Source organism: Mesorhizobium sp. WSM4310 (assembly GCF_007003935.1).
Taxonomy (GTDB): domain Bacteria; phylum Pseudomonadota; class Alphaproteobacteria; order Rhizobiales; family Rhizobiaceae; genus Mesorhizobium.
In genome coordinates this window covers 145,128-168,313 of sequence record NZ_VFTA01000003.1, presented here as the reverse complement: position 1 = coordinate 168,313, position 23,186 = coordinate 145,128, and the positions used below count along the sequence as shown (strand labels likewise).

Genomic DNA, 23,186 nt, shown 5'->3' with positions numbered 1-23,186 from the left:
GCCGTTGACAGGGCGCCTTGCCGGCCCGTAGTGTCCGCGACCATGAAAAAGGCACTCATTCTCGTAGGAAGGCGCGTGGGCAAGGCGGTGTAACCGCCGGGCGAAAACCTCCCATGCGCAACACACAGGCTCCCTCGGGGGCCTTTTTTATTGCCTGAAACACGACTAAACGACCGACAACACCCAAGTGGCAACGCCCAAGCGGCGACAGTACGGGACCAGACCGATGAGCAACGGACAGAGTGAGCGGCGCGAGATGACGGGCGCCGAAATGGTGGTGCAGGCGCTGAAGGACAATGGCGTCAAGCATGTCTTCGGTTATCCCGGCGGCGCGGTTCTCCCGATCTATGACGAGATCTTCCAGCAGGACGAGGTCGAGCACATTCTCGTGCGGCACGAGCAAGGTGCCGGCCACGCGGCCGAAGGCTATGCGCGCTCGACCGGCAAGGCCGGCGTCATGCTGGTGACATCAGGCCCCGGCGCCACCAATGCTGTGACGCCGCTGCAGGATGCGCTGATGGATTCGATCCCGCTGGTCTGCCTGACGGGCCAGGTGCCGACCTCTCTCATCGGCTCCGACGCGTTTCAGGAATGCGATACGGTCGGCATTACGCGGCCCTGCACCAAGCACAACTGGCTGGTGAAGGACGTCAACGAGCTCGCCGCGACCATCCATGAGGCTTTCCACGTCGCCACCACGGGTCGTCCCGGTCCGGTTGTGGTCGACATCCCGAAGGACGTGCAGTTCGCCAAGGGGTTTTATGTTCCGCCGCAGATCGCGCCGCGCACCAGCTACCAGCCCAAGGTCCAGGGCGATCTGGAGAAGATCAAGGCCGCGGTCGAACTGATGGCCACCGCCAAGAAGCCGATCATCTATTCGGGCGGCGGTGTGATCAATTCCGGTCCGGAAGCGAGCCATTTGCTGCGCGAACTGGTCGACCTCACCGGTTTCCCGATCACCTCGACGCTGATGGGGCTCGGCGCCTATCCGGCGTCGGGAAAGAACTGGGTCGGCATGCTCGGCATGCATGGCACCTACGAGGCCAACATGGCCATGCATGACTGCGACGTGATGATCTGCATCGGCGCGCGCTTCGACGACCGCATCACCGGCCGGCTCAATGCGTTCTCGCCGCACTCGAAGAAGATCCACATCGACATCGATCCGTCCTCGATCAACAAGAACGTGCACACCGAGGTGCCGATCATCGGCGATGTCGGCCGGGTGCTGGAGGATATGGTGCGGCTGTGGCGGGCTACCGCCAAGGCCGACAAGAAGGCGCTCTACCCCTGGTGGGAGCAGATCGCCAAATGGCGCGCGCGCGATTCACTCGCCTTCAAGATGAACAACGACGTGATCATGCCGCAATACGCCATCCAGCGGCTCTACGAACTGACCAAGGACAAGGACACCTACATCACCACCGAGGTCGGCCAGCACCAGATGTGGGCGGCGCAGCATTATCATTTCGAAAAGCCGAACCGCTGGATGACGTCAGGCGGTTTGGGCACGATGGGCTATGGCCTGCCGGCGGCGCTCGGCGTGCAGATCGCGCATCCCGATGCGCTGGTCATCGACATTGCCGGCGACGCCTCGGTGCAGATGACGATGCAGGAAATGAGCGCGGCGGTGCAGTACAAGGCGCCGATCAAGATCTTCATCCTCAACAACCAGTATATGGGCATGGTGCGGCAATGGCAGCAGCTCTTGCACGGCAACCGGCTGTCGCATTCCTACACCGAGGCGATGCCTGACTTCGTCAAGCTGGCGGAGGCCTATGGCGGCCATGGCATACGTTGCGAGAAGCCGGACGAACTGGACGACGCCATCACCGAGATGATCTCGGTCCGCAAGCCCGTGCTGTTCGACTGCCGCGTGGCGAACCTCGCCAACTGCTTCCCGATGATCCCGTCGGGCAAGGCGCACAACGAGATGCTGTTGCCGGACGAGGCCACCGACGAGGCCGTGGCCAATGCCATCGACGCCAAGGGCAGGGAGCTGGTGTAATCGACGGGCCAAGGCAGGGCTTGTCGAAAGAAGCCGTGCGCAAGCAAACAATCAGACCAAGAATTTGAGATCCATGTCATGAACGCACAGCACCTTCAACCGACCGGCTCCGCCTATTTCATCGCCAAGGAAACGGAGCGGCCGGAGAACCACACACTCTCCGTGCTGGTCGACAACGAGCCGGGCGTGCTCGCCCGGGTCATCGGCCTGTTCTCCGGACGCGGCTACAACATCGAGAGCCTGACCGTTTCCGAGACCGAGCACGAAAAGCACCTGTCGCGCATCACCATCGTGACGCGCGGCACGCCGCATGTGCTGGAGCAGATCAAGCATCAGCTCGAGCGCATCGTGCCGGTCCACCGCGTGGTCGATCTCACCGTGCGCTCGCACGAATTCGGACAGGAGCGGCCGCTGGAGCGGGAACTGGCGCTGGTCAAGGTTGCCGGCACCGGCGAGGCCCGGGTCGAGGCACTGCGGCTGGCCGACGCATTCCGCGCCAGCGTCATCGACGCCAACACCGAGCATTTCATCTTCGAGATCACCGGCAAGGGGTCCAAGCTCGACCAGTTCATCGCCATCATGAAGCCGCTTGGCCTGGTCGAAATCTGCCGCACCGGCGTGGCGGCCATGAACCGCGGCCCGCAGGGCATGTAGACACGCCACCGCGCAAGGAATCCGTCGCTACAACGCCTGGTTCGATCGGTGGCCGGGCGCTGGCCTTTGTGCGGCCAGCAAAATAGAGACAATAATGCTGACATATCGGGGGGGGGGGATAACATGTCATTCGACGCATTCCTCGCACTGCTCGTCTATGCCTTCGTAACCTCGATCACGCCGGGGCCTAACAACCTCATGCTGCTGGCATCGGGGGTGAATTTCGGCATTACCAGAACCGTTCCGCACATGCTTGGCATCAGCATGGGCTTCCTGGTGCTGCTGCTTGCCGTCGGCCTTGGCCTTGGCGCTGTGTTGACGGCGTTTCCGGCGCTGCACACTGGATTGAAGATCGCCGGGGGCGCCTATCTGCTCTATCTCGCCTGGAAGATCGCCATGTCGCGCTCGCTGACCGGCAAGGGTGACACGAAAGCGCGGCCCATGCGCTTCATCGATGCGGCCGCATTCCAGTGGGTCAATCCGAAAGCCTGGGTGATGGCGATCACCGCCATGGCTGTCTATGCCAATGCCGAGCACCCGTTCCTGTCAGTGGTGTTGATCTCGATCGCCTTCACCATCGTCAACCTGCCGAGCGTTTCGGTTTGGGCGGGATTCGGCACGGCACTGCGGGGCTTTCTATCGGATCCGGTGCGGCTGAAATGGTTCAACATCGCCATGGGCGTGCTCTTGGCGGCCACGCTTTGGCCGATGCTGAAATAGGGTTCCCCGAAGGTTCGACGGGCTTCGGCTCGCGGCGATAGCGGGCCTGCCTACCGATTGTGCAGTGCACATTAAATCTTCGTAATGCCGTGTTTTGGCCCTTTTCCAACAAATGCGTGTCCTATCTATTCGGCGAAATCGCGGCAACGAGCCGTGGATTGCGCTAGAATACGACCACCAGACTACGGCGTGTCGGACGGAGAGGCCTTTGTCGATGCGTGGAAAAGTCATTGTTTCATTGCTTGTCGTCGCCTGTGCGGGCGCGGGCTGGCTCTATCTGTCTCCGGACACGCTGGGCAAGATTGAGCAACTCATCGGCGCAAAGCAGGTCGCGGCGTCGGACAAGGCGGCAACCAACAAGCAGGCAGCCGGGGGCAAGCAGGGGGCCGGCGGCGGCGTCCGTTCGGCCTCGATCGTTTCGGCGACGGCGACCACGGCCGACTTCCCGATCCGGCGCTACGCCATCGGCTTCGTCTCTTCGCCCGCCGTGGTCAGCATCAACGCGCGGGTCTCCAGCCAGATCGTGTCGATCGACGTCAAGGACGGGCAGATGGTGAAGGCGGGCGACATCCTGTTCTCGCTCGACGACCGGGCGCTCAAGGCGCAACTCGCCAAGGACCAGGCCACGCTCGCCAAGGACCAGGCGCTGCTTGCCAGTTCGAATTCCGATTTTCAGCGCGCCAAGGACCTTGTCGCCAAGCAGGCCGGCACGCAGCAGACCTATGATCAGGCCGTGGCCGCACAGAAGGCGGCGGCCGCGACTGTCGACGCCGACAAGGCGACGATCGACGCGGACAATGTCCAGCTTGGCTTTGCCACCATCGCGGCGCCGATCGCGGGCAGGCTGGGTGCGGTCAATGTTGCCGTCGGCGATCTGGTGACCACCAGCAATGGCAACAGCAGCACCTCGACGCCGCTGGTAACCATCACCCAGATGGACCCGTTGCAGGTCAACTTCAACTTGCCGGAAAGCAACCTTGCGCTGCTGCACAAGGCGCTTGCCGATCCGCAGCAAGGGGCGGTGACGTTGACCAAGGATGGCGAGCCGACGCCGATCGGCAAGGGCACGCTCGATTTCGTCGATTCCAGCGTCGATACCGCCTCGGGCACGATCGCCACGCGGGCGAGCATACCGAACGCGGATCTTTCGCTGTGGCCGGGCCAGTATGTGAATGTCGTGCTCGACGCCGGCATGATGCCGCAGATGACCTCCGTTCCCACCGTTGCGGTGCAGCCCAGCCAGAAGGGGCCGTTCGTCTATGTGGTTAAGCCGGACAACACGGTCGAGATGCGGCCGGTCCAGGTGGCGCTGACAGAAGGCCAAAACAGTGCCATCAGCCAAGGCCTCAAAGCCGGCGAGAAAGTGGTCACGGAAGGCCAGACCAGGCTGAAGGATGGCGCCGCCGTGCACGAAGGCGCCGCGGCCGCAGCGCCCAAGGTGGCTGAGGCAACCAATGCCGGCGAGGCGGCCCGATGATCTCCGAATTCTGTATTCGCAGGCCCGTCGCCACCCTCCTGATGTCGTTCGCCCTGGTGCTGGGCGGACTGTTTGCCTACAAATTCCTGCCGGTGGCCGCACTGCCCAGCGCCGAATTCCCGGTGGTCAACGTCTCGGCTTCGCTGCCTGGCGCCTCGCCGGAAACCATGGCGACATCGGTGGCGACGCCACTGATCAAGCAGTTCGCGACCATCGCCGGCATTGATTCCATTTCGACCACGAACTCGCTCGGCCAGACCTCGATCGCGATCCAGTTCGTGCTCAACAGGGATATCGACGCAGCGGCGGCGGATGTGCAGGCCGCGATCGCGCGAACGCAAAAATCGCTGCCGCCGCAGATGACGTCGCCACCCAGCTATCGCAAGGTCAATCCGGCCGATGCGCCGATCCTTTTGATGTCGCTGGTTAGCGACACGGTTCCGCTGACCGACCTCGACGCCTTTGCCGAGAACGTCATCTCGCCGTCGCTGTCGACCATCGACGGCGTGGCGCAGGTCTCGATCTTCGGCCAGCAGAAATATGCCGTGCGCATCCAGATCGATCCGACAGCGCTTGCCGCGCGCGGCATCTCGATCGACCAGTTGCAGGCGGCGGTCGCATCGGCCAACAGCAATACGCCGCTCGGCGTGCTGCAGAACAACAAGCAGCAGTTGACCATCACCGCAAACACCCAGCTGACCGACGCCGCGGGGTTCTCCAACCTCATCATCGCCACTAAGAACGGCCATCCGGTGCGGCTGGGCGAGGTGACCCGCGTCGTCGATTCGGTGCAGACCACGACGACGGCGAGCTGGTATGACGGCACGCGCGCGATCATCATGGCCGTGCAGCGCCAGCCCGATGCCAACACTGTCGACGTCGTGGACAAGGTCAAGGCGATGCTGCCGTCCTTCCAGGACCAGATGCCGGCCGCTGCCCAGATCAAGCTGCTCAACGACCGCTCGACCTCGATCCGCCAGGCAGTCGACGACGTGCAGTTCACGCTGCTGTTGACCATCGCCCTGGTGGTGATGGTGATCTTCGTGTTCCTGCGCCGGGTGACGGCGACCATCATCCCGGCCGTGGCGGTGCCGATCTCGCTGATTGCCACGCTGGCTGCGATGTTCCTGTTCGGCTTTTCCATCGACAACATATCGCTGATGGGTCTGACGCTGGCGGTGGGCCTCGTCGTCGACGACGCCATCGTCATGCTGGAAAACATCTTCCGCCACATGGAGGAGGATGGGTTGTCGGCCTTCGACGCGTCGTTGAAGGGCGCGCGCGAAATCGGCTTCACCATCATCTCGATCTCGATCTCGCTGGTGGCCGTGTTCATCCCCGTGCTTCTGATGGGCGGTGTCATCGGGCGCATCTTCAACGAGTTCGCCGTGGTCGTGACGGTCGCCATCCTGGCATCGATGTTCGTGTCGCTGACGCTGACGCCGATGCTGTGCTCGCGGCTCTTGTCGGTCACCAAGGCCGATCGCGAAGCACACGCCCCTGGCCACAAGCGGGACCTCGTCACGCGCGGCTACGACCGGGTCCTGAGCTTTTGCCTGCGCCAGACTTTCCTGGTGTTCCTCGTCTTCATCGGCACCGCGGCAGCGTCGGTATGGCTGATCGAGATTTCGCCAAAGGGCTTCTTCCCGCAAGAGGATATCGGCCAGATCTCGGTGACCACCATCGCGCGTCAGGACATTTCCTTTGACGCCATGGCAAAGCTGCAGGGCCAGGTGGCAAGCGTCTTTTCCCATTCGCCCTATGTATCGCATGTGGCCTGGTCGGCAGGCAGCGGCAACAATGCATTGAACCAGGGCCAGCTCTATGTGCAGTTGAAGGACAAGAGCCAGCGACCCAACATCGAGAAGGTACAGGCGGATCTGCGCAAGCAGCTGGCCGGCGTGGCGGGTATCGAAACCTACATGCAGCCAGTGCAGAACCTAAGATTGGGTTCGCGGTCGTCCGCTAGCGCCTACCAGTTGGTGGTCCAAGGCCTCGATACCGTCCAGACCGATATCTGGGCGCAGAAACTGAATGACGCAATGGCGGCCGACCATGCGACCTTCACCGACGTCACCAGCGACCTGCAGAACAATGCGCTGCAGGCATCGCTGGTCGTCGATCGCGACAAGGCCGCCCAGCTTGGCATCGATACCGACACGCTGCGCTCCGCCCTCTATGGCGGCTTCGGCACCGACCAGGTTTCGACGATCTTCGGTTCGGCCGACAGCTACGAAGTCATCACCGAGCTCGATCCCAAGATCGAATGGTCGCCCGAGCGGATGCTCGCCATCCAGATGCGGACGGCAAGCGGCAGCCTGGTTCCGCTTGGCGCCTTCGCCCGCGTCGATCGCACGGCGGGCGCCCTGACGGTCAACCAGCTCGGCCAGCTTCCGGCCGTGACCATCTCCTACAATCTGCCGCAAGGCGTGGCGCTTGGCGACAGCACGGCTCGCATCAGCGCGCTGAAGGAGCAGATCGGCATGCCGACGGCGATCTCGACGTCCTTCGCCGGCACCGCCAAGACCTTCCAGGATTCGCTTGCCAATCAGGGCCTGCTCATCGGCGGCGCCATCCTGACGATCTATATCGTGCTCGGCATCCTGTATGAGAGCTTCATCCATCCGCTCACCATCCTCACCGGCCTGCCGTCGGCGGTGCTGGGCGCGGTCGTTGCCTTGCGCTTCGCCGGCATGGATCTGTCGGTTATCGCGGTGATCGGCATTCTGATGCTGATCGGCATCGTCAAGAAGAACGGCATCATGATGGTCGACGTCGCGCTTGAATTGCGACGAGAGGGCATGTCGGCCAAGGACTCCATTCACAAGGCCTGCCTGATGCGTTTCAGGCCGATCATGATGACGACGCTTGCGGCGCTGATGGGCACGTTCCCGATCGCGCTCGGTACCGGCGCCAGCGCCGAACTGCGCCAGCCGCTGGGCGTTGCCGTTGTCGGCGGCCTGCTGGCCTCGCAAGCGCTCACCCTGTTCGTGACACCGGTGATCTACGTCTACATGGAGAATTTCTCGGGCTGGCTCGCCGGGCTCATGCCGAAGCGCAAGGCCGAGTTGCCCGCGGTCGGGAATGCCGAACAGCCCTCGCTGTTCGGCATCAACGACGACATCCCGGCCGAGCCGCAGAAGACGGCGGCCGAATAGCCGGCCAGCAGGCGCTGATTTCCGCTGGCCCAAGTCGTCATGCTTGCGACCGGCGGCTCGCGACCGTAATTTGCGGCCATGTCCCATGATCATGACCACGACAACGAGCTCGATCCTTTTGCCGCCCGCGTGCGGGCGCTGGAGACCATCCTGACCCGCAAGGGGCTGATCGATCCGGCGGCGATCGACGTCATCGTCGATACCTACGAGACCAAGATCGGCCCGCGCAACGGCGCCAGGGTGGTGGCAAAGGCCTGGAGCGATCCTGCCTATGCGGATTGGCTCAAGCGCGATGCGACGGCGGCGATCGAATCGTTGAGCTATACCGGCCGCCAGGGCGAGCACATGCAGGCGGTGTTCAACACCGAGGAGACGCACAACCTCGTCGTCTGCACGCTGTGCTCCTGCTATCCATGGTCGGTTCTTGGCTTGCCGCCGGTCTGGTACAAGGCGCCGCCCTATCGGTCGCGCGCGGTGATCGATCCGCGCGGCGTGCTCGAGGAATTCGGGCTGGCGCTGTCGGCCACCACCAGGATACGCGTCTGGGATTCGACGGCGGAACTGCGTTATCTCGTCGTGCCGATGCGCCCCAAGGGTACCGAAGGCTGGAGCGAGGAACGGCTGGCCGCACTGGTGAGCCGCGATGCGATGATCGGCACCGCGCTGGCCAAAGCACCGGAGGGGGCGCCGGCATGAACGGGCCGCAGGATCTCGGCGGACAAATGGGGTTCGGGCCGGTCGCGCCCGAAAAGGACGAGCCCTATTTCCACGCCGAATGGGAGAGGCGGGCGCTCGGCGTCACGCTGTGCGCCGGCGCCATGGGCGCCTGGACCATCGACGAGAGCCGGCATGCGCGGGAATCGCTGCATCCGGCCGACTATTATTCCTCCAGCTATTACCAGATCTGGATCAAGGCGCTGGAAACGCTGCTCAAGCGCCATGGTTTCGTCAGCGAGCGCGATCTCGAGGCAGGCGAAGCGATCGATGCGGCGGCGACCCCGAAACGGGTGCTGAAGGCGGAAAATGTGCCTGCCGTGCTGGCCAAGGGCGGTCCCTGCAACCGGCCGATGGCGGAGCCGGCGCGGTTCAAGGCCGGCGACGCCGTGCGGGCGAAGAATTTCAACCCGACCGGCCACACAAGGCTGCCGCGCTATGCGCGTGGCAGGCAAGGCAAGATCGAGGCGGTGCGCGAGGGCTTCGTCTTTCCCGACAGCAACGCGCATGGGCAAGGCGAAAACCCGCAATGGGTCTATACGGTGGTTTTCGAAGGTAAGGAGATCTGGGGCGAGGGCGCCGATCCGACGCTGACCGTTTCGATCGATGCCTGGGAGAGCTATCTTGAGCCGGCATGAAGGCACCTTGCCGTTCGACGAACCGGTATTTTCAGAACCATGGCAGGCTGAAGCCTTTGCGATGACGGTGGCACTGCACGACAAGGGCTTGTTTTCGTGGAGCGAATGGGCGGAGGCCCTGTCCGCCGAGGTCAAGAAGCCGGGCGCTGCAAGCGACGGCCATGACTATTACGAACATTGGCTCGCGGCGCTGGAAAGCCTGCTTGCCTCAAAGGGGCTGGCCGCCAAATCCGATGTCGATGCGATGGCGCAGGCCTGGGGGCGCGCGGCTCATGCCACGCCGCACGGCAAGCCGATCCTGCTGGAGAACGATCCGCACGCCGCGCAATGATCACGGGCGGAACGACGTTTGTTCCCTTTACGTTCTTGGTTGCGCCTGATAGTCTGCGTGTGGGAGTTAGCCGCCGTTTGTATCGATGGTGGCGCCTATCTTGTCTTTCCCTTGCGAATCCGGTCACACGATCAGATGGAATTTTCTCCCCAACAGGATGAGGCGCTGCAAGCGGTCGCCCGCTGGCTGCAGGCCGGCAAGCCGCAGTTGTTCAGGCTGTTCGGCTATGCCGGCACCGGCAAGACGACGCTGGCACGCTATTTCGCCGAACATGTCGACGGTCAGGTGCAGTTCGCCGCCTTCACCGGCAAGGCCGCCCAGGTGCTGCGCTCCAAGGGGGCGGTCAACGCCCGCACCATCCATTCGCTGATCTACAGGCCCAAGGGCGAGGAATCGGTGGAAGACGAGGTGACCGGCAAGACATCGATGTCGCCGACCTTTTCGCTCAACCGGCAGAGCCCGATCTCGCGTGCGAAACTGGTCGTCATCGACGAATGTTCGATGGTCGATGAGCAACTCGGCCGCGACCTGATGAGTTTCGGCACACCGATCCTGGTGCTGGGCGATCCCGGCCAGTTGCCGCCGATCTCGGGCGGCGGCTTCTTCACCGATCACGAGCCCGACGTCCTGCTCACCGAAATCCACCGGCAGGCGCGCGACAATCCGATCCTGCGGCTGGCGCTCGACGTGCGCGAAGGCCGCGAATTCATGCGCGGCGACTATGGCACGGCGCAGGTGATCGGCAAGGAAGACGTCACCCAGGAACTGGTGCTGAAGGCGGACCAGGTGCTGGTCGGCACCAATCGCACGCGCCGCCGCTACAATCAGCGCCTGCGCGAACTCAAGGGCTTCAACGCCGACTATCCCCAGGCCGGCGACAAGCTGGTCTGCCTGCGCAACGACCCGGCCAAGGGCCTGCTCAACGGCTCGCTGTGGAAAGTTATGACCTCGTCGCGCGAGACAGTGAAGCCCGGCATCAACCTCCTGGTTTCGCCGGAAGAGGACGATCCGGACCGCGGCGTCGCCAAGATCAAGCTGCTCAAGGCGGCGTTCGAGGATCCCGACGCCGATATCCCCTGGCAGCAGAAGAAGCGTTTTGATGATTTCGACTATGGCTATGCGCTGACCGTGCACAAGGCGCAGGGCTCGCAGTGGAACGAAATCGTGCTGTTCGACGAAAGCTGGGCCTTCAAGGAAACGCGCCAGCGCTGGCTCTATACCGCGATCACCCGCGCGGCCGAACGATTGACCATTGTCCGATAGAGTTACGACGCCGGCTTCTCTCGTACGCCGACCCGCCGGACCCCAAGCCATTCCCAGGCCTCTTCTTCGTCCTCGGCCTTGAAATGCCTGAATTCGATGGGCGACGATGCGGGCAAAGCGTGTCGCGCGTCCGGTGTCCAGTCCGGCGTGCCGATCGCCGCGCAGCGACCTATATGCTCCAGCGCATGGATGGTGCCCTGCTTCAGGGTCTCGTCGGATATGTCGGTCCAGTCGACGCCGTCGTGATCGACGATGCGCACGGCCACGTCGATTCGCTGATGCAGCGCGTAGGCCGCCTCCAGCAGACCGAACAGGTTTTCCGCATCGGCCGCCGAGACATGACCGACCACGTCGATGGCGAACAGGTCGTCGCGATCGGTGTCGATGCGACGGATCGTCGGCACGGATTGCAGGAAATTCACGAATGGGCCTCCTTGCGCAAAAACGGCGTCCGTCTTCTGGAACACCGGAAACCCCTATCTGTTCCCGTCAAAGGCGCTATAGATGCCCAGTCTCAAGCGCGCTGCGGCTGAATGGATAGGTGTGGCGCGTGCTAACCGCCTGATTTCACGGACACCAGACATGCCCGCAAAGCTTTCCGTCAACCTCAACGCCATCGCCATGCTGCGCAACCGGCGCGACCTGCCATGGCCCAGTGTCACCGGCATCGGCCGGCTTGCGCTTGCCGCCGGGGCGCATGGGCTGACCGTGCATCCGCGTCCCGACGAGCGTCATACGCGGCATTCCGACCTGCCCGAGATCCGGGCGCTGATCGACGATGAGTTTCCGCAGGCGGAATTCAACATCGAGGGCTACCCGAGCGAGGATTTCCTGACGCTTGTGGAAAAGCATCAGCCCGAACAGGTGACGCTGGTTCCCGATGATCCGGCGCAGGCGACCTCCGACCATGGCTGGAACTTCGTCGCCGATGCGGCGTTGCTGACGCCTATCGTCAGGCGCCTGAAGAAGGGCGGCTTCCGGGTTTCGCTGTTTTCCGACGCCGATTCCGCCGGCATGACAGCCGCGCGCGATACCGGCGCCGACCGGATCGAGCTCTATACCGGCCCTTATGGCAGTTACCATTCCGATTCCGCAAAAGCCGCCAAGGAACTGGAACGATTGGGAAAAACGGCCGACGCTGCACTCGCCGCCGGTCTGCAGGTCAATGCCGGGCACGATCTGACGGTGGGCAATCTGCCGGCCCTGGCCAAGCGCATTCCGGCATTGGCCGAAGTATCGATCGGACATGGGTTGACAGCCGACGCGTTGGAGTATGGCATGGCCGGCACGGTGGGCCGGTTCCTCAGGGCTTGCGGGTGGAAATGACGGCAGCCTCGCGCGGTAAGCATGGCAGCCATAACGCGACGGTACTTGATATTGCATCGCAGCAAGAGTAGAGCACCGCGCGTTTACCGGAGTGTCGTATATGGCCCTTGCCAATGCTGGTAGTGAGGCAGAACCCGTCGACCAATCGAGCCATCCCGAAATCGAGCAGCACAGCACGAAGGTGCTGATGCTGGGTGCGCTTGGCGTTGTCTATGGCGATATCGGCACCAGCCCGATCTATGCGTTACGCGAAGCTCTGCATGCCTCGTCCGGCGGCAACGTTGCCAACCGTGGCGATATTCTCGGCGTGCTGTCGCTGATCATCTGGTCGCTGACGATTACGGTGACAGTGAAATACATCATGTTCGTGCTGCGCGCCGACAACCGCGGCGAGGGTGGGGTGCTGTCGCTGATGGCGCTGGCGCGCGGCAGTTTCCCGAAGCGCTCGGCACTGATTCTCGGCATCGGCATCGTCGGCGCCTCGCTGTTTTTCGGCGACGCCGTCATCACGCCAGCGATTTCGGTGTTGTCGGCAGTCGAGGGCATGAATGTCGTCACGCCCGCTTTCCAGCCTTATGTCGTGCCGCTGACGCTGGTCATTCTCGCAATGCTGTTCGCGGTGCAGCGCTTCGGCACCGGCGGCGTGGGGCTGGTCTTCGGTCCGATCACCGCGGTCTGGTTCCTGGCCATTGGCCTTTCCGGCCTTAACCACATCATCGCCGACCCGGAAATCCTGTGGGCGATCAGCCCGCACTATATCGTTGCCTTCCTGATCAATTCGCCCGACGTTTCCTTCGTGACGATCGGCGCGGTCTTCCTCGCCGTCACCGGCGCCGAGGCGCTCTACGCCGATCTCGGCCATTTCGGCCGCAAGCCGATCGTGCTGGCCTGGCTGGCGATCGTGTTCCCTTGCCTGCTGCTCAACTATGCCGGACAGGGCGCTTTCGTGCTGGCGAATGGCGGCGTCGTCGGCCATCCGTTCTTCGAAATGAACGAGGGCTGGACCCTGATCCCGATGGTCGTGCTGGCAACAGCGGCGACGGTGATCGCCAGCCAGGCGGTGATTTCAGGCGCTTTCTCACTGACCAGGCAGGCGGTGCAGCTCAACATGCTGCCGCGCCTGGAAATCCTGCACACCTCGGAAAAACAGTCCGGCCAGATCTACATGCCGCGCGTTAACCTTCTGCTGGCGCTGGCGGTGATGCTGCTGGTGGTCGGCTTCGGCGAGTCCAGCAGGCTGGCCTCGGCCTATGGCATATCGGTCACCGGCAACATGCTGGTGACGACCACGCTGCTCTTCGTCATCATGACGCGCATCTGGAAGTGGAATCTCTGGCCGGCAATTGCGCTGACGGCGCTGTTCGGCCTGATCGACATCGGCTTCTTTGCCTCCAACATCGTCAAGGTGTTCGAGGGCGGCTGGGCCTCGCTGGCGGTAGCTTTCGCGATCATCATGGCCATGTGGACCTGGGTGCGCGGCAGCCGCTATCTGTTCGACAAGACCCGCCGCAACGAGATTCCGCTCGATTTCCTCGCCGGCAATCTCTTGAAGAAGAAGCCGCAGCTGGTGTCCGGCACCGCGGTGTTCCTGACCAGCGATCCGCTCAGCGCGCCGACAGCGCTGATGCACAGCCTCAAGCACTACAAGGTGCTGCATGAGCAGAACGTCATCCTTTCGGTGGTGACGGCGCCGCAGCCGGTGGTGTCCGACAGCGACCGGGTCAAGATGGAGACGGTCAACGAGCTGTTCATGCGGGTGACGCTGACCTTCGGCTATATGGAACAGCCCAACATTCCGCGCGCGCTGGCAATCTGCCGCAAGCAGGGCTGGAAGTTCGACATCATGACGACGTCGTTCTTCCTGTCGCGGCGCTCGCTCAAGGCCTCGCCCAATTCCGGCATGCCGGTGTGGCAGGACCGCCTCTTCATCGGCCTGGCGCGCACGGCGGCGGACGCGACCGAATATTTCCAGATCCCGACCGGGCGCGTGGTAGAGATCGGCACACAGGTGGCGATCTGACGAGCTCGATCGCCTTTACCTGAAAAGGTGCGGAGGCGGGCATGAGCGGTGAAGTGGTGCTTGTCACCGGCGGATCGGGCTTCCTCGGCGCCCACTGTGTCCTTGCCCTGCTGGATGCGGGCTACCGCGTGCGCACGACAGTGCGCTCCGCCAGGCGTGAAACCGATGTTCTGGCCATGCTCAAGGCTGGCGGTGCCGAACCGGGCGGTCGGCTGTCCTTTGCCGTCGCCGACCTCATGATCGACGCCGGCTGGCCGCAAGCGGTCGCAGGCTGTGATTATGCGCTGCATGTCGCCTCGCCATTTCCACCCGGCGTGCCGAAGCACGAGGATGACCTGATCATCCCGGCTCGCGAGGGGGCGCTGCGGGCGGCGCGGGACGCTGGTGTCAAACGGTCGTGCTGACCTCGTCCTTCGCGACCATCGGCAACGGCAAGATGCCGCCCGACGGCCGGCCCTTTACCGAGGAAAGCTGGACCGATCCGACGGCCAAGGTCAGCGCCTATGTGAAGTCGAAGACGCTTGCCGAGCGCGCAGCCTGGGATTTCATTGCCGCCGAAGGCGGCGGGCTGGAATTGGCGGTCGTCAATCCGGTCGGCATCTTCGGGCCTGTGCTCGGCTCCGACCATTCGACCTCCACCGAATTCGTCCAGCGCATGATGAACGGTGCAATGCCGGGGCTGCCGCGCCTGTCCTTCGGCGTGGTCGACGCACGCGACGTGGCTGACCTGCACGTGCGCGCCATGGCCGATCCAACCGCCGAAGGCAAGCGCTTCCTGGCGGTATCGGGTGATTTCATGACTGTGCGGGAAATCGCGCAGACCTTGAAGACGCGGCTCGGCGAGGCGGCGGCGCGCGTCAAGACCCGGGAACTTCCCGATTGGCTGGTGCGGATCGTGGGACTGTTCAACCCTGAAGCCGCGCAGCTGGTGACGAAACTGGGCAAGGTCAAGAATACCACCAACGCCAAGGCGGTACATGTGCTCGGCTGGGCGCCGCGCTCGCGTGAAGACGCGCTGGCCGCCACCGGCGAGAGTCTGATCCGGCTCGGCCTGCTCAAGACGTAGCGCGGCGGAAGGGAGACCTCCCGCCGCGCACCTTTCAACCAGCCAGTGCGGCCTTGTTGGCTTCGAGGAACTGTTTCAGCGTTCGCGGCTTCCTGCCGGAAAGCGTTTCGACCGCGTCCGTTGCCATGGCGATGCGGCCGGACCGCGTGTTGGCGTCGAAAGACACGATGACGCGAGCGAACTCCTCGGGGACGCCGGCCGCCTTCACGCCTTCGGTCAGGGCCTCGTCGGGCAGCTGAATGACGTTCAGCGGCTTGCCGGTGACTTCGCTCACCAGGGCGGCGATTTCGGCTGTCGTATAGGCCTGCGGCCCGGTTAGCGTGTAGGTCTTGCTGTCGGCCGAACCGGAGGAGAGGCTAGCGGCGATGGCCGCGGCCATGTCGTCGCGTGCACCATGGGCGATGCGGCCGTCGCCGGCGGACGTATACCACTGCCCCGAGGCAATGGCGTTCGGCAGTGCCATGAACAGGTTCTCCTGGTACCAGCCGTTGCGGAAGATCGTATAGGCGATACCGCTGGCCTTGATCGCCTGCTCGGTGCCGTAGTGGTCGCCGGCAAACAGCACTGGCGAAACCGGCTCCGGATTGGGCATCGAGGTGTAGAGCAGATGCGAAACGCCTGCTTTCTTCGCAGCCGCCACCGCCGCCTCATGCTGCTTCAGACGCCTGCCGGTTTTGAGATCGAGATCGCTGGTCGAAATGATCAGCACCCTGTCGGCGCCCTTGAATGCGTTTTCCAGCGAGGTCGCATCGTTGAAGTCGGCGGCCTGGACAACGACGCCACGCGCCGCCAGATCGGCGACGCTTTCCGGGTTGCGGGTGGTGGCGATGATCTTTCCCGGCGGAACTTTGTGCGTGTCCAGGAGATAGCGGATGACGCTGCGGCCGAGCTGGCCGGAAGCGCCGGTGACGAGAAGGGTTTCGGTCATGGGAGATCCTGATTTTGCGCCAGCATGGCGGGTGCTCTTAATGGTCTCAAAAAGAGACCAGCACTAAAATAGGAATTGACCCGGTGCCGTAAAGAAGGCAGTTTTTCGGGAGGTAGGCACACGCAAGGAACCAGCCATGGACAGCCGGATCGTCAATCTGAGGTCCAAACTCGACGTCTACAAAGCCATGACCGGTGGCGGAAACCTTGCCGATTGTCCGGTCCGCGAGGTCATCCAGGGGCTCAATGGCAAATGGAGCTCGTTGCTGATGGCGGCGCTCGCCGAACAGCCGTATCGCTTCGGCGAATTGCGGCGGCTGGTGCCCGACATCTCGCAGCGCATGCTGACCCAGACGCTCCACGACCTGCAGCGCGACGGCTATGTGCATCGCGAAGTGTTCCCGACCAAGCCGCCCAGCGTCGAATACAGCCTCACCGACCTCGGACGCTCGATGTTCGGCGCCGTGCATCACCTGATCCAATGGGCCGAACTCAACCACGATGCGGTGCGTGAGGCGCGCGCCGGTTTCGACGCAGCGCAGGCTTGAGCAGCGCGACGGCGTTCGGCGGCGCGACTTGATTTCATCAGGCGGCTGAAGGATTGTCCCGGCCAGTTCGGCTTGGGGGCATCGGCATTTCCTACGACATTGCAATTGCAGGCGCCGGTCCGGCAGGGCTGGCCGTGGCGCTGTATCTCAAGCGGGCAGGGCACAGGGTCACCATCTTCGAGCGCTTCGAGGAGCCGAAGCCCGTCGGCTCCGGGTTGATCCTGCAGCCGACCGGCTTGACCGTTCTGGCCGATCTCGGCCTGCTCGACGACATACTGGCGCTCGGCGCCCGCATCGACCGGCTGCAGGGCGCCGATGCCTCGACCGGTCGCACCGTGCTGGACGTTCGCTACGACGCCCAGCGCGGCCGCCGTTTCGGCCTGGCCGTGCACCGTGCGGCGCTGTTCGGCGTGCTCTTCCGCGCCACTCGGCGCGAGGCCATCGCCATCGAGACCGGCGTCGAGATCGAGACAGTGGAAGCCGGCGAACGGGCGACGCTGGTCCGAGGCAATGGGCCAAAGGCAGGGCCCTTCGATCTGGTCGTCGACGCCAGCGGTTCGCGCTCGAAACTGCGGCAATGCGTTGGCGCTGCGGGCGCGCCGCGCCCTCTGACTTATGGTGCGTTCTGGGCATCGCTCGGCTGGCGTGGCGAAGGTTTTGACGAGCACGCGCTGTCGCAGCGCTACGACAAGGCCAGCGTGATGATCGGCGTGCTGCCGATCGGCCGGCCGGAGCCGGGCGCCGAGACGATGGCGGCCTTCTTCTGGAGCCTGAAGCCTGATGATGCCGACGCGGTGCGCGCTGTCGGCATCGACGCCTGGAAGGAAAGGGTGGTGCGGCTGTGGCCGCAAAGCGAAGCGTTCACCAGTCAGATCGACAGTTTCGACCAGCTGTCGCTGGCCCGCTACGGCCACCACACGATGAAGATGCCGGTCGCGCGGAGGCTTGCCGTTATCGGCGACGCCGCGCACTCGACCAGCCCGCAGCTTGGGCAAGGGGCCAATATGGCGCTGCTCGATGCCGCGGCGCTCAGCCATGCGCTGGCGCGCACGCAGAGCATCGAGGCAGCGCTCGAAGCCTATGCCAAGGCGCGGCGCTGGCACGTGCGTGTCTTCCAGGCGCTGTCGCTGGCATTCACGCCGTTCTACCAATCGGATTCGGTGGCACTGCCCTTCATCCGCGACAGGCTGGTGGCGACCGTCGCGAAAATTCCGCCGGCGCCGCAGTTTCTTGCCTCGATGGTCGCCGGCACGGTGATCGACCCGTTCAGGCGGGCAGGATTGACGGAAGCGCGATGGGACTTCGGTCAAAATTCAGGTCATGATACGACCTCTTCATAGAGTTTTTCGCCCATGCCGGTTCGCATGCACGCCATGTTCAGAACGCGAGAATCGCAACATCTGATGCGCGTTGTTGCATCTATCCTAGTGATGCTGGCGGTAGCGTTTCCCTCATCGCAGGCGCAAGCCCAGGCGCCGGGCCAAGCCAGCCAGCAGGGGGCGGCTGACACCGAAGTGGCGCTGAAAGCCCGCATTGACGCGGCCTACAAGCTGATGATGGACGCAGGACGCTTCGATGAAGGTTATGCGCAATTGCGCGCAACGCTGCTCGATGCCGCCAGAAGCGACCTCTACGACTTCACCGTGGAGAGCTACTCGAACGCCGGCGCGACTTTCCTCAACAACCAGATCCTCGACTACGCCGAAGCGATTTTTGCCGAAGGCCTGAAAACCCGGGCGATGCAGCAGGATGTCGAGAAGCGCGGCGACTTTTATCTCAATTACGCAATGCTGAAGCAGGCCGAGAAGGACTATCAGGGCTTCGTTTCCATGTGCGCGACAGCCACCAATCTATACGCCCAATACCACGGCAAGGAATCCCAGGAACTCCTGTTTGCCAACGATGTGTTGGCGACTGGGGTCGCCGCATTCGGTCAAATCGCGTCGGCGATCAATATCGAACAGCGTAATCTGAAGTTGGCGGCGCAGGTAGCCGGTACCGATGATCGTTTCATCTGGAAGCTGCAGAACAATCTGGCCGACATGCTGCGCCAGATGGGGGCTCCGACACGCGCCTTGCAATACGATCTGGCCGTGCTGGAGAAGCGGATCGGCTACTACGGCTCGGATCACTTCAACGTTTTGGTCAGCGCCAATAACACGGCACAGGACTATCTGGACCTTGGCAAATACGACGAGGCCTTGCGCTACTTCCAGCAGGATCGAGACATTGCCGTCGTTCTCAAGCAGGAAGGCAATCTGGTCGAACAGGCCGATGCCTGGCTGCTCTATACCAGGGCGCTCTCTAGCGCGCAGCCGCTCGATCAGCCGACGCTGGCAAGGCTGCAACAACTGACCACCGACCCGAACTATCCCGAAATACTGGCAATCAAGATCGCCAACCTGCTCGCCGCGCATTTCGTCGCAGTGGGCGACAGGGAAAACGGCATGGGCCAGCTTGAGCGAGCCCAAAGCATCGCCGAAGCGACGTACGGGGTGGTGCACCCGCTGACCTTTGCCGCGCGGCAGGCCATCGCAAATCTCAAGGCGAAGACGAACCCGGAGAAGGCGGCTGCCGATTTCGCGGCTCTCGACGAAGACATGCTGCGTTGGAATTGGTTCCAGGTGAGCACGGCCGGCAATCCAATCGTGGCCGAGGCCAGCCGCGCCCTCGCCGACGACATGCTGTACGACTATGCGCGCCTCGCAAAAGACAATGCATCGGCGGTGCCGGCGTTTGCCGAAGCCGTGCGCCGCTGGCCGACGCTTGAAAACGAGAAACGCGATCTGTTGCGCAGACTGTCCCGCTTGATCGATCCGAACGATACGGAGACGCGGTATTTGATCCAGGCCGGGATCCGGATGTCCCTGGCCTATCAGGAGGCGGCCTCCAGCGGTGACAGTTCCGACGATCCTGGGGCAGTGCAGCCGGAGCAGGTTGAAGCGGCATACCAAAAGGCCACGGCCAGAGTCATGGCCAAATACAGTTTCAGCCAGGGCGTGGTGGACAAGCCGCTGCCGTCGGCCGGCGCCCTGCTGAAGCCAAACGAGGCGCTGATCGACTACTTCATCACCCGCAAGTGGCGGGCGGATCGGGAGAGTGCCGATCCGCTGGAAGACGAGCGCCTCTATGCGATCGTCACCCGCAAGGATCGGCAGCCGTCTCTCTATGATCTCGGCGATCCCCGCCGGCTCATCCCGGCCGCCCGCGAAACACGCATCGCGAAGCTGAGGTCGACGCGCTCCGCGCAGGAACGGGGCGCCGTGACCTTGATCGATCTGAACGCCACATTCACCGGGCTTTATTCCGGTCTGATCGCGCCGTTGGAGCCGTCGCTTGGTGGCGCCGATACGCTTTTCGTGGTGCCGGACGGAAAACTGTTTTCGGTGCCATTCCCCTTGCTGCAGGACGGCAGGGGGGCGTCGCTCGATGATCGTTTCGTGGTGCGCGTGCTGACGCGGCCGGAATCGCTGTTGAATGCCGGCGTCGATCAGAGTTTTCCCAAGACGGGCAGAGCCTTGCTGGCCGGCGGGTTGGACTATGCGCGCGGTTCGGAAAAAGGGGCGGAGCCGCTGCCGGGCACCCGCAAGGAGGTCGACGCGATCGCCTCGATCCTGGGCGCCGATCACTATTCGGTCGAAATGCTCACCGGCACAGCGGCCAGCGAGCGGATGCTGCGCAAGGATATGGAGCAGGCGACGATTGCGCATCTGGCCACCCATGGCGCCTACCGTGATGAGAAAGAGGGCGGCGTGGGCGCCGTCAACGCGCTTTGGCAGAGCCAGGTCGTGCTGTCGCAGTCGGGAGACCGGCAGTCGATGAAACGTGATGACGATGACGGTCGGCTCTATGGCATGGAATTGATGAACTGGGATTTGTCGGGCCTCGACCTGCTTGTCCTGTCCGCCTGTGAGACGGCTCGCGGCCAGGAGACATTCGTCGGCGGTTTGCGCGGCCTGCCGACGGCAATCGACATTGCCGGCGCGAAACGCTCGCTGTTGACGCTGTGGCCCGTGGACGACGCCGGAACCGCTGCTTTCATGGTAGGGTTCTACGGCCATCTTGCCGCGGGACAAACCTATCCGGAAGCGCTGCGCCAGACCCGACGCGATGCCCGCGACGGCAAGATATCAGGCGCCCAGGATCCGCGGGTCTGGGCCGCCTTTGTCATGTTCGAGAACTGAGGCCACTCGAAGCACATGCTTGCTCGCGATCCGTGCGTTCAAGCCGATCGTGCCAAAGCAAAAGGTCCGGCTTGATCGCCTTGGCGGATGAGGCTCGACAGGAAGGATCCCTTTGCTTGCAGGAAAGCATGCAGACGCTGCGGATAGTCCGGCGCGACGGCGTGCTTGATCGACGGACGATCATTCAGCGCCTTCCGCCAGGACTGGACGTGCGGCTTGGCGTCCAGGATGCCGAAATCGCCGATGCGGTCGAACGCGTCGAGATATCTGAAGACAGGGCCGTACACCGCATCGACCAGCGAAAAGCGGTGGCCGGCGAACCATGGCGCGCTCCGCAAGGCATCGTCCGCCAGTTCGGCCTCAAGGCGGTCAAACATCCCCGACAGCGCGCGGGACTCGGCACGGAAACCGGCCTCGGTCGGTGCCGAATAGAGCCGGCCGATGGTGTTCAGCACGGCCGAACCGTATTCGATCCAGGCACGGTGCCGGGCACGGGCGTAGGGGTCGGCCGGGTGGAGGGGCTTGGCCTGCGTCTCCTCGAGGAATTCGAGGATGACGGCGGATTCGAAGATTGTCGTTTCGTCGCCATTTCGCTGGACGCGCAACAGCGGCACCTTGCCTAGCGGCGAGATGGCCATGAACCAGTCCGGCTTGTCGGCGAGGTCGATGTCGACGCGCTCGAACGGCACGCCTTTCTCGGTCAGCGAGATCGCCGCACGCTGGACATACGGGCAGAGAGGGTGGCTGACGAGAATGAGGGCGTTCATGGATTTGGGTCCGATGTTGATGCAGTTGCATGCATATAGATGCAATTGCATCTACCGTCAAGCTTGATGCATTTGCATCTATCGTCTAGGGTGGGCCATGACCGAGAAAACCACGCCTTCGCCGGAAGCCATCAAGGCCTGGGCTCGCCTGATGCGGGTTTCGCGCCAGCTTGTGGAAAGCGTCGAAGACGCGCTGAAGGAGGGCGGCCTGCCGCCGCTTGCCTGGTACGACGTGCTGCACGAGCTTGCCGAAGCGGGAGAGGGCGGTCTGCGGCCGTTTCAACTGATCGAGCGCACCTTGTTTGCGCAGTACAACATCTCGCGGCTGCTGGCCCGGCTAGAGGCGGACGGGTTGGTCGAGAAGCTGCCGGTGGCCGACGATGGTCGCGGGCAGACGATCCGCATCACGGCCAAGGGGCGTGAGACGCGCCGGCTGATGTGGGCCGTCTATGGACGATCAATCGCCGAACTGGTTGGCGGCAAACTTTCAGCGGATGAGCTGAAGATGATGTCGACGCTGCTTGGCCGGCTGCGTGATCCGCCTGTCCTCGACTGATCTTGGCCGCTGTGCCGCGATGCCTCAATGAAAGCGTTGGCGCTCGCGGCCGTCGATCTTTTTCCGCGCCGCCCCCTTGCGCGCCGGGCCGGATTGCGCAATATGCCGAACCGTAACGTACGGTACGGCTTGCCAGGATGATTGGCTTGGCTGTCCGCGAGGGAAGAGCGTGTTGCACATCGTGCCTGAGATCGACACCAGCGAGACGCTGACGGAGCGGCAGAAGGCCGTTCTGGACGCGGCGTTGCGGCTGTTGGTCGAGGAGGGCGATCAGCTGACCATGACCGCGGTGGCGCGGCGGGCCAGCTGTTCCAAGGAAACGCTCTACAAATGGTTCGGCGACCGCGACGGGCTGTTGACGGCGACCGTGCAGTGGCAGGCCTCCAAGGTGCGCGTGGCGCCCGTCGACGGCAAGGGGCTCGACCTTGCCTCGCTGACGGCGAGCCTCGAGCGTTTTGCTTCCGACTGGCTGAAGGTGATTTCCAGCGACACCTCGATCGCGCTCAACCGGGTGGCGGTCGGCCATGCCGGTTCTGGCAAGGACAACCTTGGCGCCGTCGTGCTGGAGAATGGCCGCTTCGCGCTGGCCAGGCGCCTGAAGCCGGTGCTCGAGGCAGGGCGCCAGGCCGGGCTTCTCGATTTCGCGGATGCCGAGACGGCATTCCGCAGCTTTTTCGGGCTGGTCGCCCGCGACGTGCAGATCCGTCTGCTGCTCGGCGACCGGCTGGAATTGACTGAGGCGACGATCGGCGGCGATGCCGTGCGGGCGACGCAGCAGTTTCTCGCTCTTTTCGGAGCAAAAACCGGGCCGCAGGGCCTCTGATCTCAA

Annotated in this window: 19 protein-coding genes and 1 pseudogene; 17 read left to right on the top strand and 3 right to left on the bottom strand. The window is 63.4% G+C overall.

What is annotated here, in order from left to right:
• The first annotated feature begins 226 nt into the window (after nucleotides 1-226).
• From FJV80_RS05680 to FJV80_RS05640, 9 genes are all read left to right on the top strand, one after another.
• Nucleotides 227-2,008: an acetolactate synthase 3 large subunit gene (locus FJV80_RS05680; RefSeq protein ID WP_095787806.1), complete on the top strand. Its 1,782-nt coding sequence runs from the start codon at nucleotides 227-229 to the stop codon at nucleotides 2,006-2,008.
• 78 nt (nucleotides 2,009-2,086) lie between these two features.
• The gene (gene ilvN, locus FJV80_RS05675) at nucleotides 2,087-2,662 is read left to right on the top strand and encodes an acetolactate synthase small subunit (RefSeq protein ID WP_013894763.1); all 576 of its coding nucleotides are present in this window, start codon (nucleotides 2,087-2,089) and stop codon (nucleotides 2,660-2,662) included.
• Between the two features lie 123 nt (nucleotides 2,663-2,785).
• Nucleotides 2,786-3,382, top strand: a complete 597-nt coding sequence (locus FJV80_RS05670) for a LysE family translocator (RefSeq protein WP_142875797.1) — start codon at nucleotides 2,786-2,788, stop codon at nucleotides 3,380-3,382.
• Nucleotides 3,383-3,596: 214 nt separating this feature from the next.
• On the top strand, nucleotides 3,597-4,859 hold the full coding sequence (locus FJV80_RS05665) for an efflux RND transporter periplasmic adaptor subunit (protein WP_142875795.1): 1,263 nt from the start codon (nucleotides 3,597-3,599) through the stop codon (nucleotides 4,857-4,859).
• Complete coding sequence (locus tag FJV80_RS05660) at nucleotides 4,856-8,017, top strand: efflux RND transporter permease subunit (protein WP_142875793.1); 3,162 nt, start codon at nucleotides 4,856-4,858, stop codon at nucleotides 8,015-8,017. The genes FJV80_RS05665 and FJV80_RS05660 overlap by 4 nt, the downstream gene beginning before the upstream one ends.
• Nucleotides 8,018-8,095: 78 nt before the next feature.
• The gene (gene nthA / locus FJV80_RS05655; RefSeq protein ID WP_142875792.1) at nucleotides 8,096-8,713 is read left to right on the top strand and encodes a nitrile hydratase subunit alpha; all 618 of its coding nucleotides are present in this window, start codon (nucleotides 8,096-8,098) and stop codon (nucleotides 8,711-8,713) included.
• Nucleotides 8,710-9,369 carry a nitrile hydratase subunit beta gene (gene nthB / locus FJV80_RS05650; RefSeq protein WP_142875790.1) on the top strand — a complete coding sequence of 220 codons (660 nt, stop codon included), beginning with the start codon at nucleotides 8,710-8,712 and terminating at the stop codon, nucleotides 9,367-9,369. Before nthA ends, nthB begins: the two co-directional genes overlap by 4 nt.
• Complete coding sequence (locus tag FJV80_RS05645; RefSeq protein ID WP_142875788.1) at nucleotides 9,356-9,700, top strand: nitrile hydratase accessory protein; 345 nt, start codon at nucleotides 9,356-9,358, stop codon at nucleotides 9,698-9,700. The genes nthB and FJV80_RS05645 overlap by 14 nt, the downstream gene beginning before the upstream one ends.
• Before the next feature lie 135 nt (nucleotides 9,701-9,835).
• Nucleotides 9,836-10,963, top strand: a complete 1,128-nt coding sequence (locus FJV80_RS05640; protein WP_142875787.1) for an ATP-dependent RecD-like DNA helicase — start codon at nucleotides 9,836-9,838, stop codon at nucleotides 10,961-10,963.
• Nucleotides 10,964-10,965: 2 nt separating this feature from the next.
• Here FJV80_RS05640 and FJV80_RS05635 read toward each other — a convergent pair whose 3' ends face one another.
• A complete protein-coding gene (locus FJV80_RS05635) occupies nucleotides 10,966-11,385 on the bottom strand; it encodes an STAS/SEC14 domain-containing protein (RefSeq protein WP_095773056.1) in 420 nt (139 codons plus the stop codon).
• Nucleotides 11,386-11,545: 160 nt separating this feature from the next.
• Here FJV80_RS05635 and FJV80_RS05630 point away from each other — a divergent pair, with 160 nt between their 5' ends.
• The 3 genes and pseudogenes from FJV80_RS05630 (at nucleotide 11,546) to FJV80_RS05620 (ending at nucleotide 15,375) form a co-directional block, all read left to right on the top strand.
• Nucleotides 11,546-12,289: a pyridoxine 5'-phosphate synthase gene (locus tag FJV80_RS05630; RefSeq protein ID WP_142875785.1), complete on the top strand. Its 744-nt coding sequence runs from the start codon at nucleotides 11,546-11,548 to the stop codon at nucleotides 12,287-12,289.
• 100 nt (nucleotides 12,290-12,389) lie between these two features.
• Nucleotides 12,390-14,309: a potassium transporter Kup gene (locus FJV80_RS05625; protein ID WP_095773054.1), complete on the top strand. Its 1,920-nt coding sequence runs from the start codon at nucleotides 12,390-12,392 to the stop codon at nucleotides 14,307-14,309.
• 41 nt (nucleotides 14,310-14,350) lie between these two features.
• Nucleotides 14,351-15,375: pseudogene (locus FJV80_RS05620) on the top strand (aldehyde reductase).
• A gap of 34 nt (nucleotides 15,376-15,409) precedes the next feature.
• Here the strand turns inward: FJV80_RS05620 and FJV80_RS05615 are convergent.
• On the bottom strand, nucleotides 15,410-16,303 hold the full coding sequence (locus FJV80_RS05615; protein WP_142875784.1) for an SDR family oxidoreductase: 894 nt from the start codon (nucleotides 16,301-16,303) through the stop codon (nucleotides 15,410-15,412).
• A gap of 136 nt (nucleotides 16,304-16,439) precedes the next feature.
• On the opposite strand from FJV80_RS05615, the gene FJV80_RS05610 reads away from it, so the two are divergent.
• From FJV80_RS05610 to FJV80_RS05600, 3 genes are all read left to right on the top strand, one after another.
• On the top strand, nucleotides 16,440-16,850 hold the full coding sequence (locus FJV80_RS05610; RefSeq protein ID WP_142875782.1) for a helix-turn-helix domain-containing protein: 411 nt from the start codon (nucleotides 16,440-16,442) through the stop codon (nucleotides 16,848-16,850).
• A 53-nt stretch (nucleotides 16,851-16,903) separates the two neighbouring features.
• Complete coding sequence (locus tag FJV80_RS05605; protein WP_142875780.1) at nucleotides 16,904-18,190, top strand: NAD(P)/FAD-dependent oxidoreductase; 1,287 nt, start codon at nucleotides 16,904-16,906, stop codon at nucleotides 18,188-18,190.
• Between the two features lie 63 nt (nucleotides 18,191-18,253).
• The gene (locus FJV80_RS05600; RefSeq protein WP_185975139.1) at nucleotides 18,254-21,034 is read left to right on the top strand and encodes a CHAT domain-containing tetratricopeptide repeat protein; all 2,781 of its coding nucleotides are present in this window, start codon (nucleotides 18,254-18,256) and stop codon (nucleotides 21,032-21,034) included.
• A gap of 38 nt (nucleotides 21,035-21,072) precedes the next feature.
• Here the strand turns inward: FJV80_RS05600 and FJV80_RS05595 are convergent, their stop codons facing one another.
• Nucleotides 21,073-21,801: a glutathione S-transferase family protein gene (locus tag FJV80_RS05595; protein ID WP_095787562.1), complete on the bottom strand. Its 729-nt coding sequence runs from the start codon at nucleotides 21,799-21,801 to the stop codon at nucleotides 21,073-21,075.
• Nucleotides 21,802-21,898: 97 nt separating this feature from the next.
• Here FJV80_RS05595 and FJV80_RS05590 point away from each other — a divergent pair, with 97 nt between their 5' ends.
• Complete coding sequence (locus FJV80_RS05590) at nucleotides 21,899-22,357, top strand: MarR family winged helix-turn-helix transcriptional regulator (protein WP_142875776.1); 459 nt, start codon at nucleotides 21,899-21,901, stop codon at nucleotides 22,355-22,357.
• Nucleotides 22,358-22,526: 169 nt separating this feature from the next.
• Complete coding sequence (locus FJV80_RS05585; protein WP_142875774.1) at nucleotides 22,527-23,180, top strand: TetR/AcrR family transcriptional regulator; 654 nt, start codon at nucleotides 22,527-22,529, stop codon at nucleotides 23,178-23,180.
• Nucleotides 23,181-23,186: the final 6 nt, after the last annotated feature.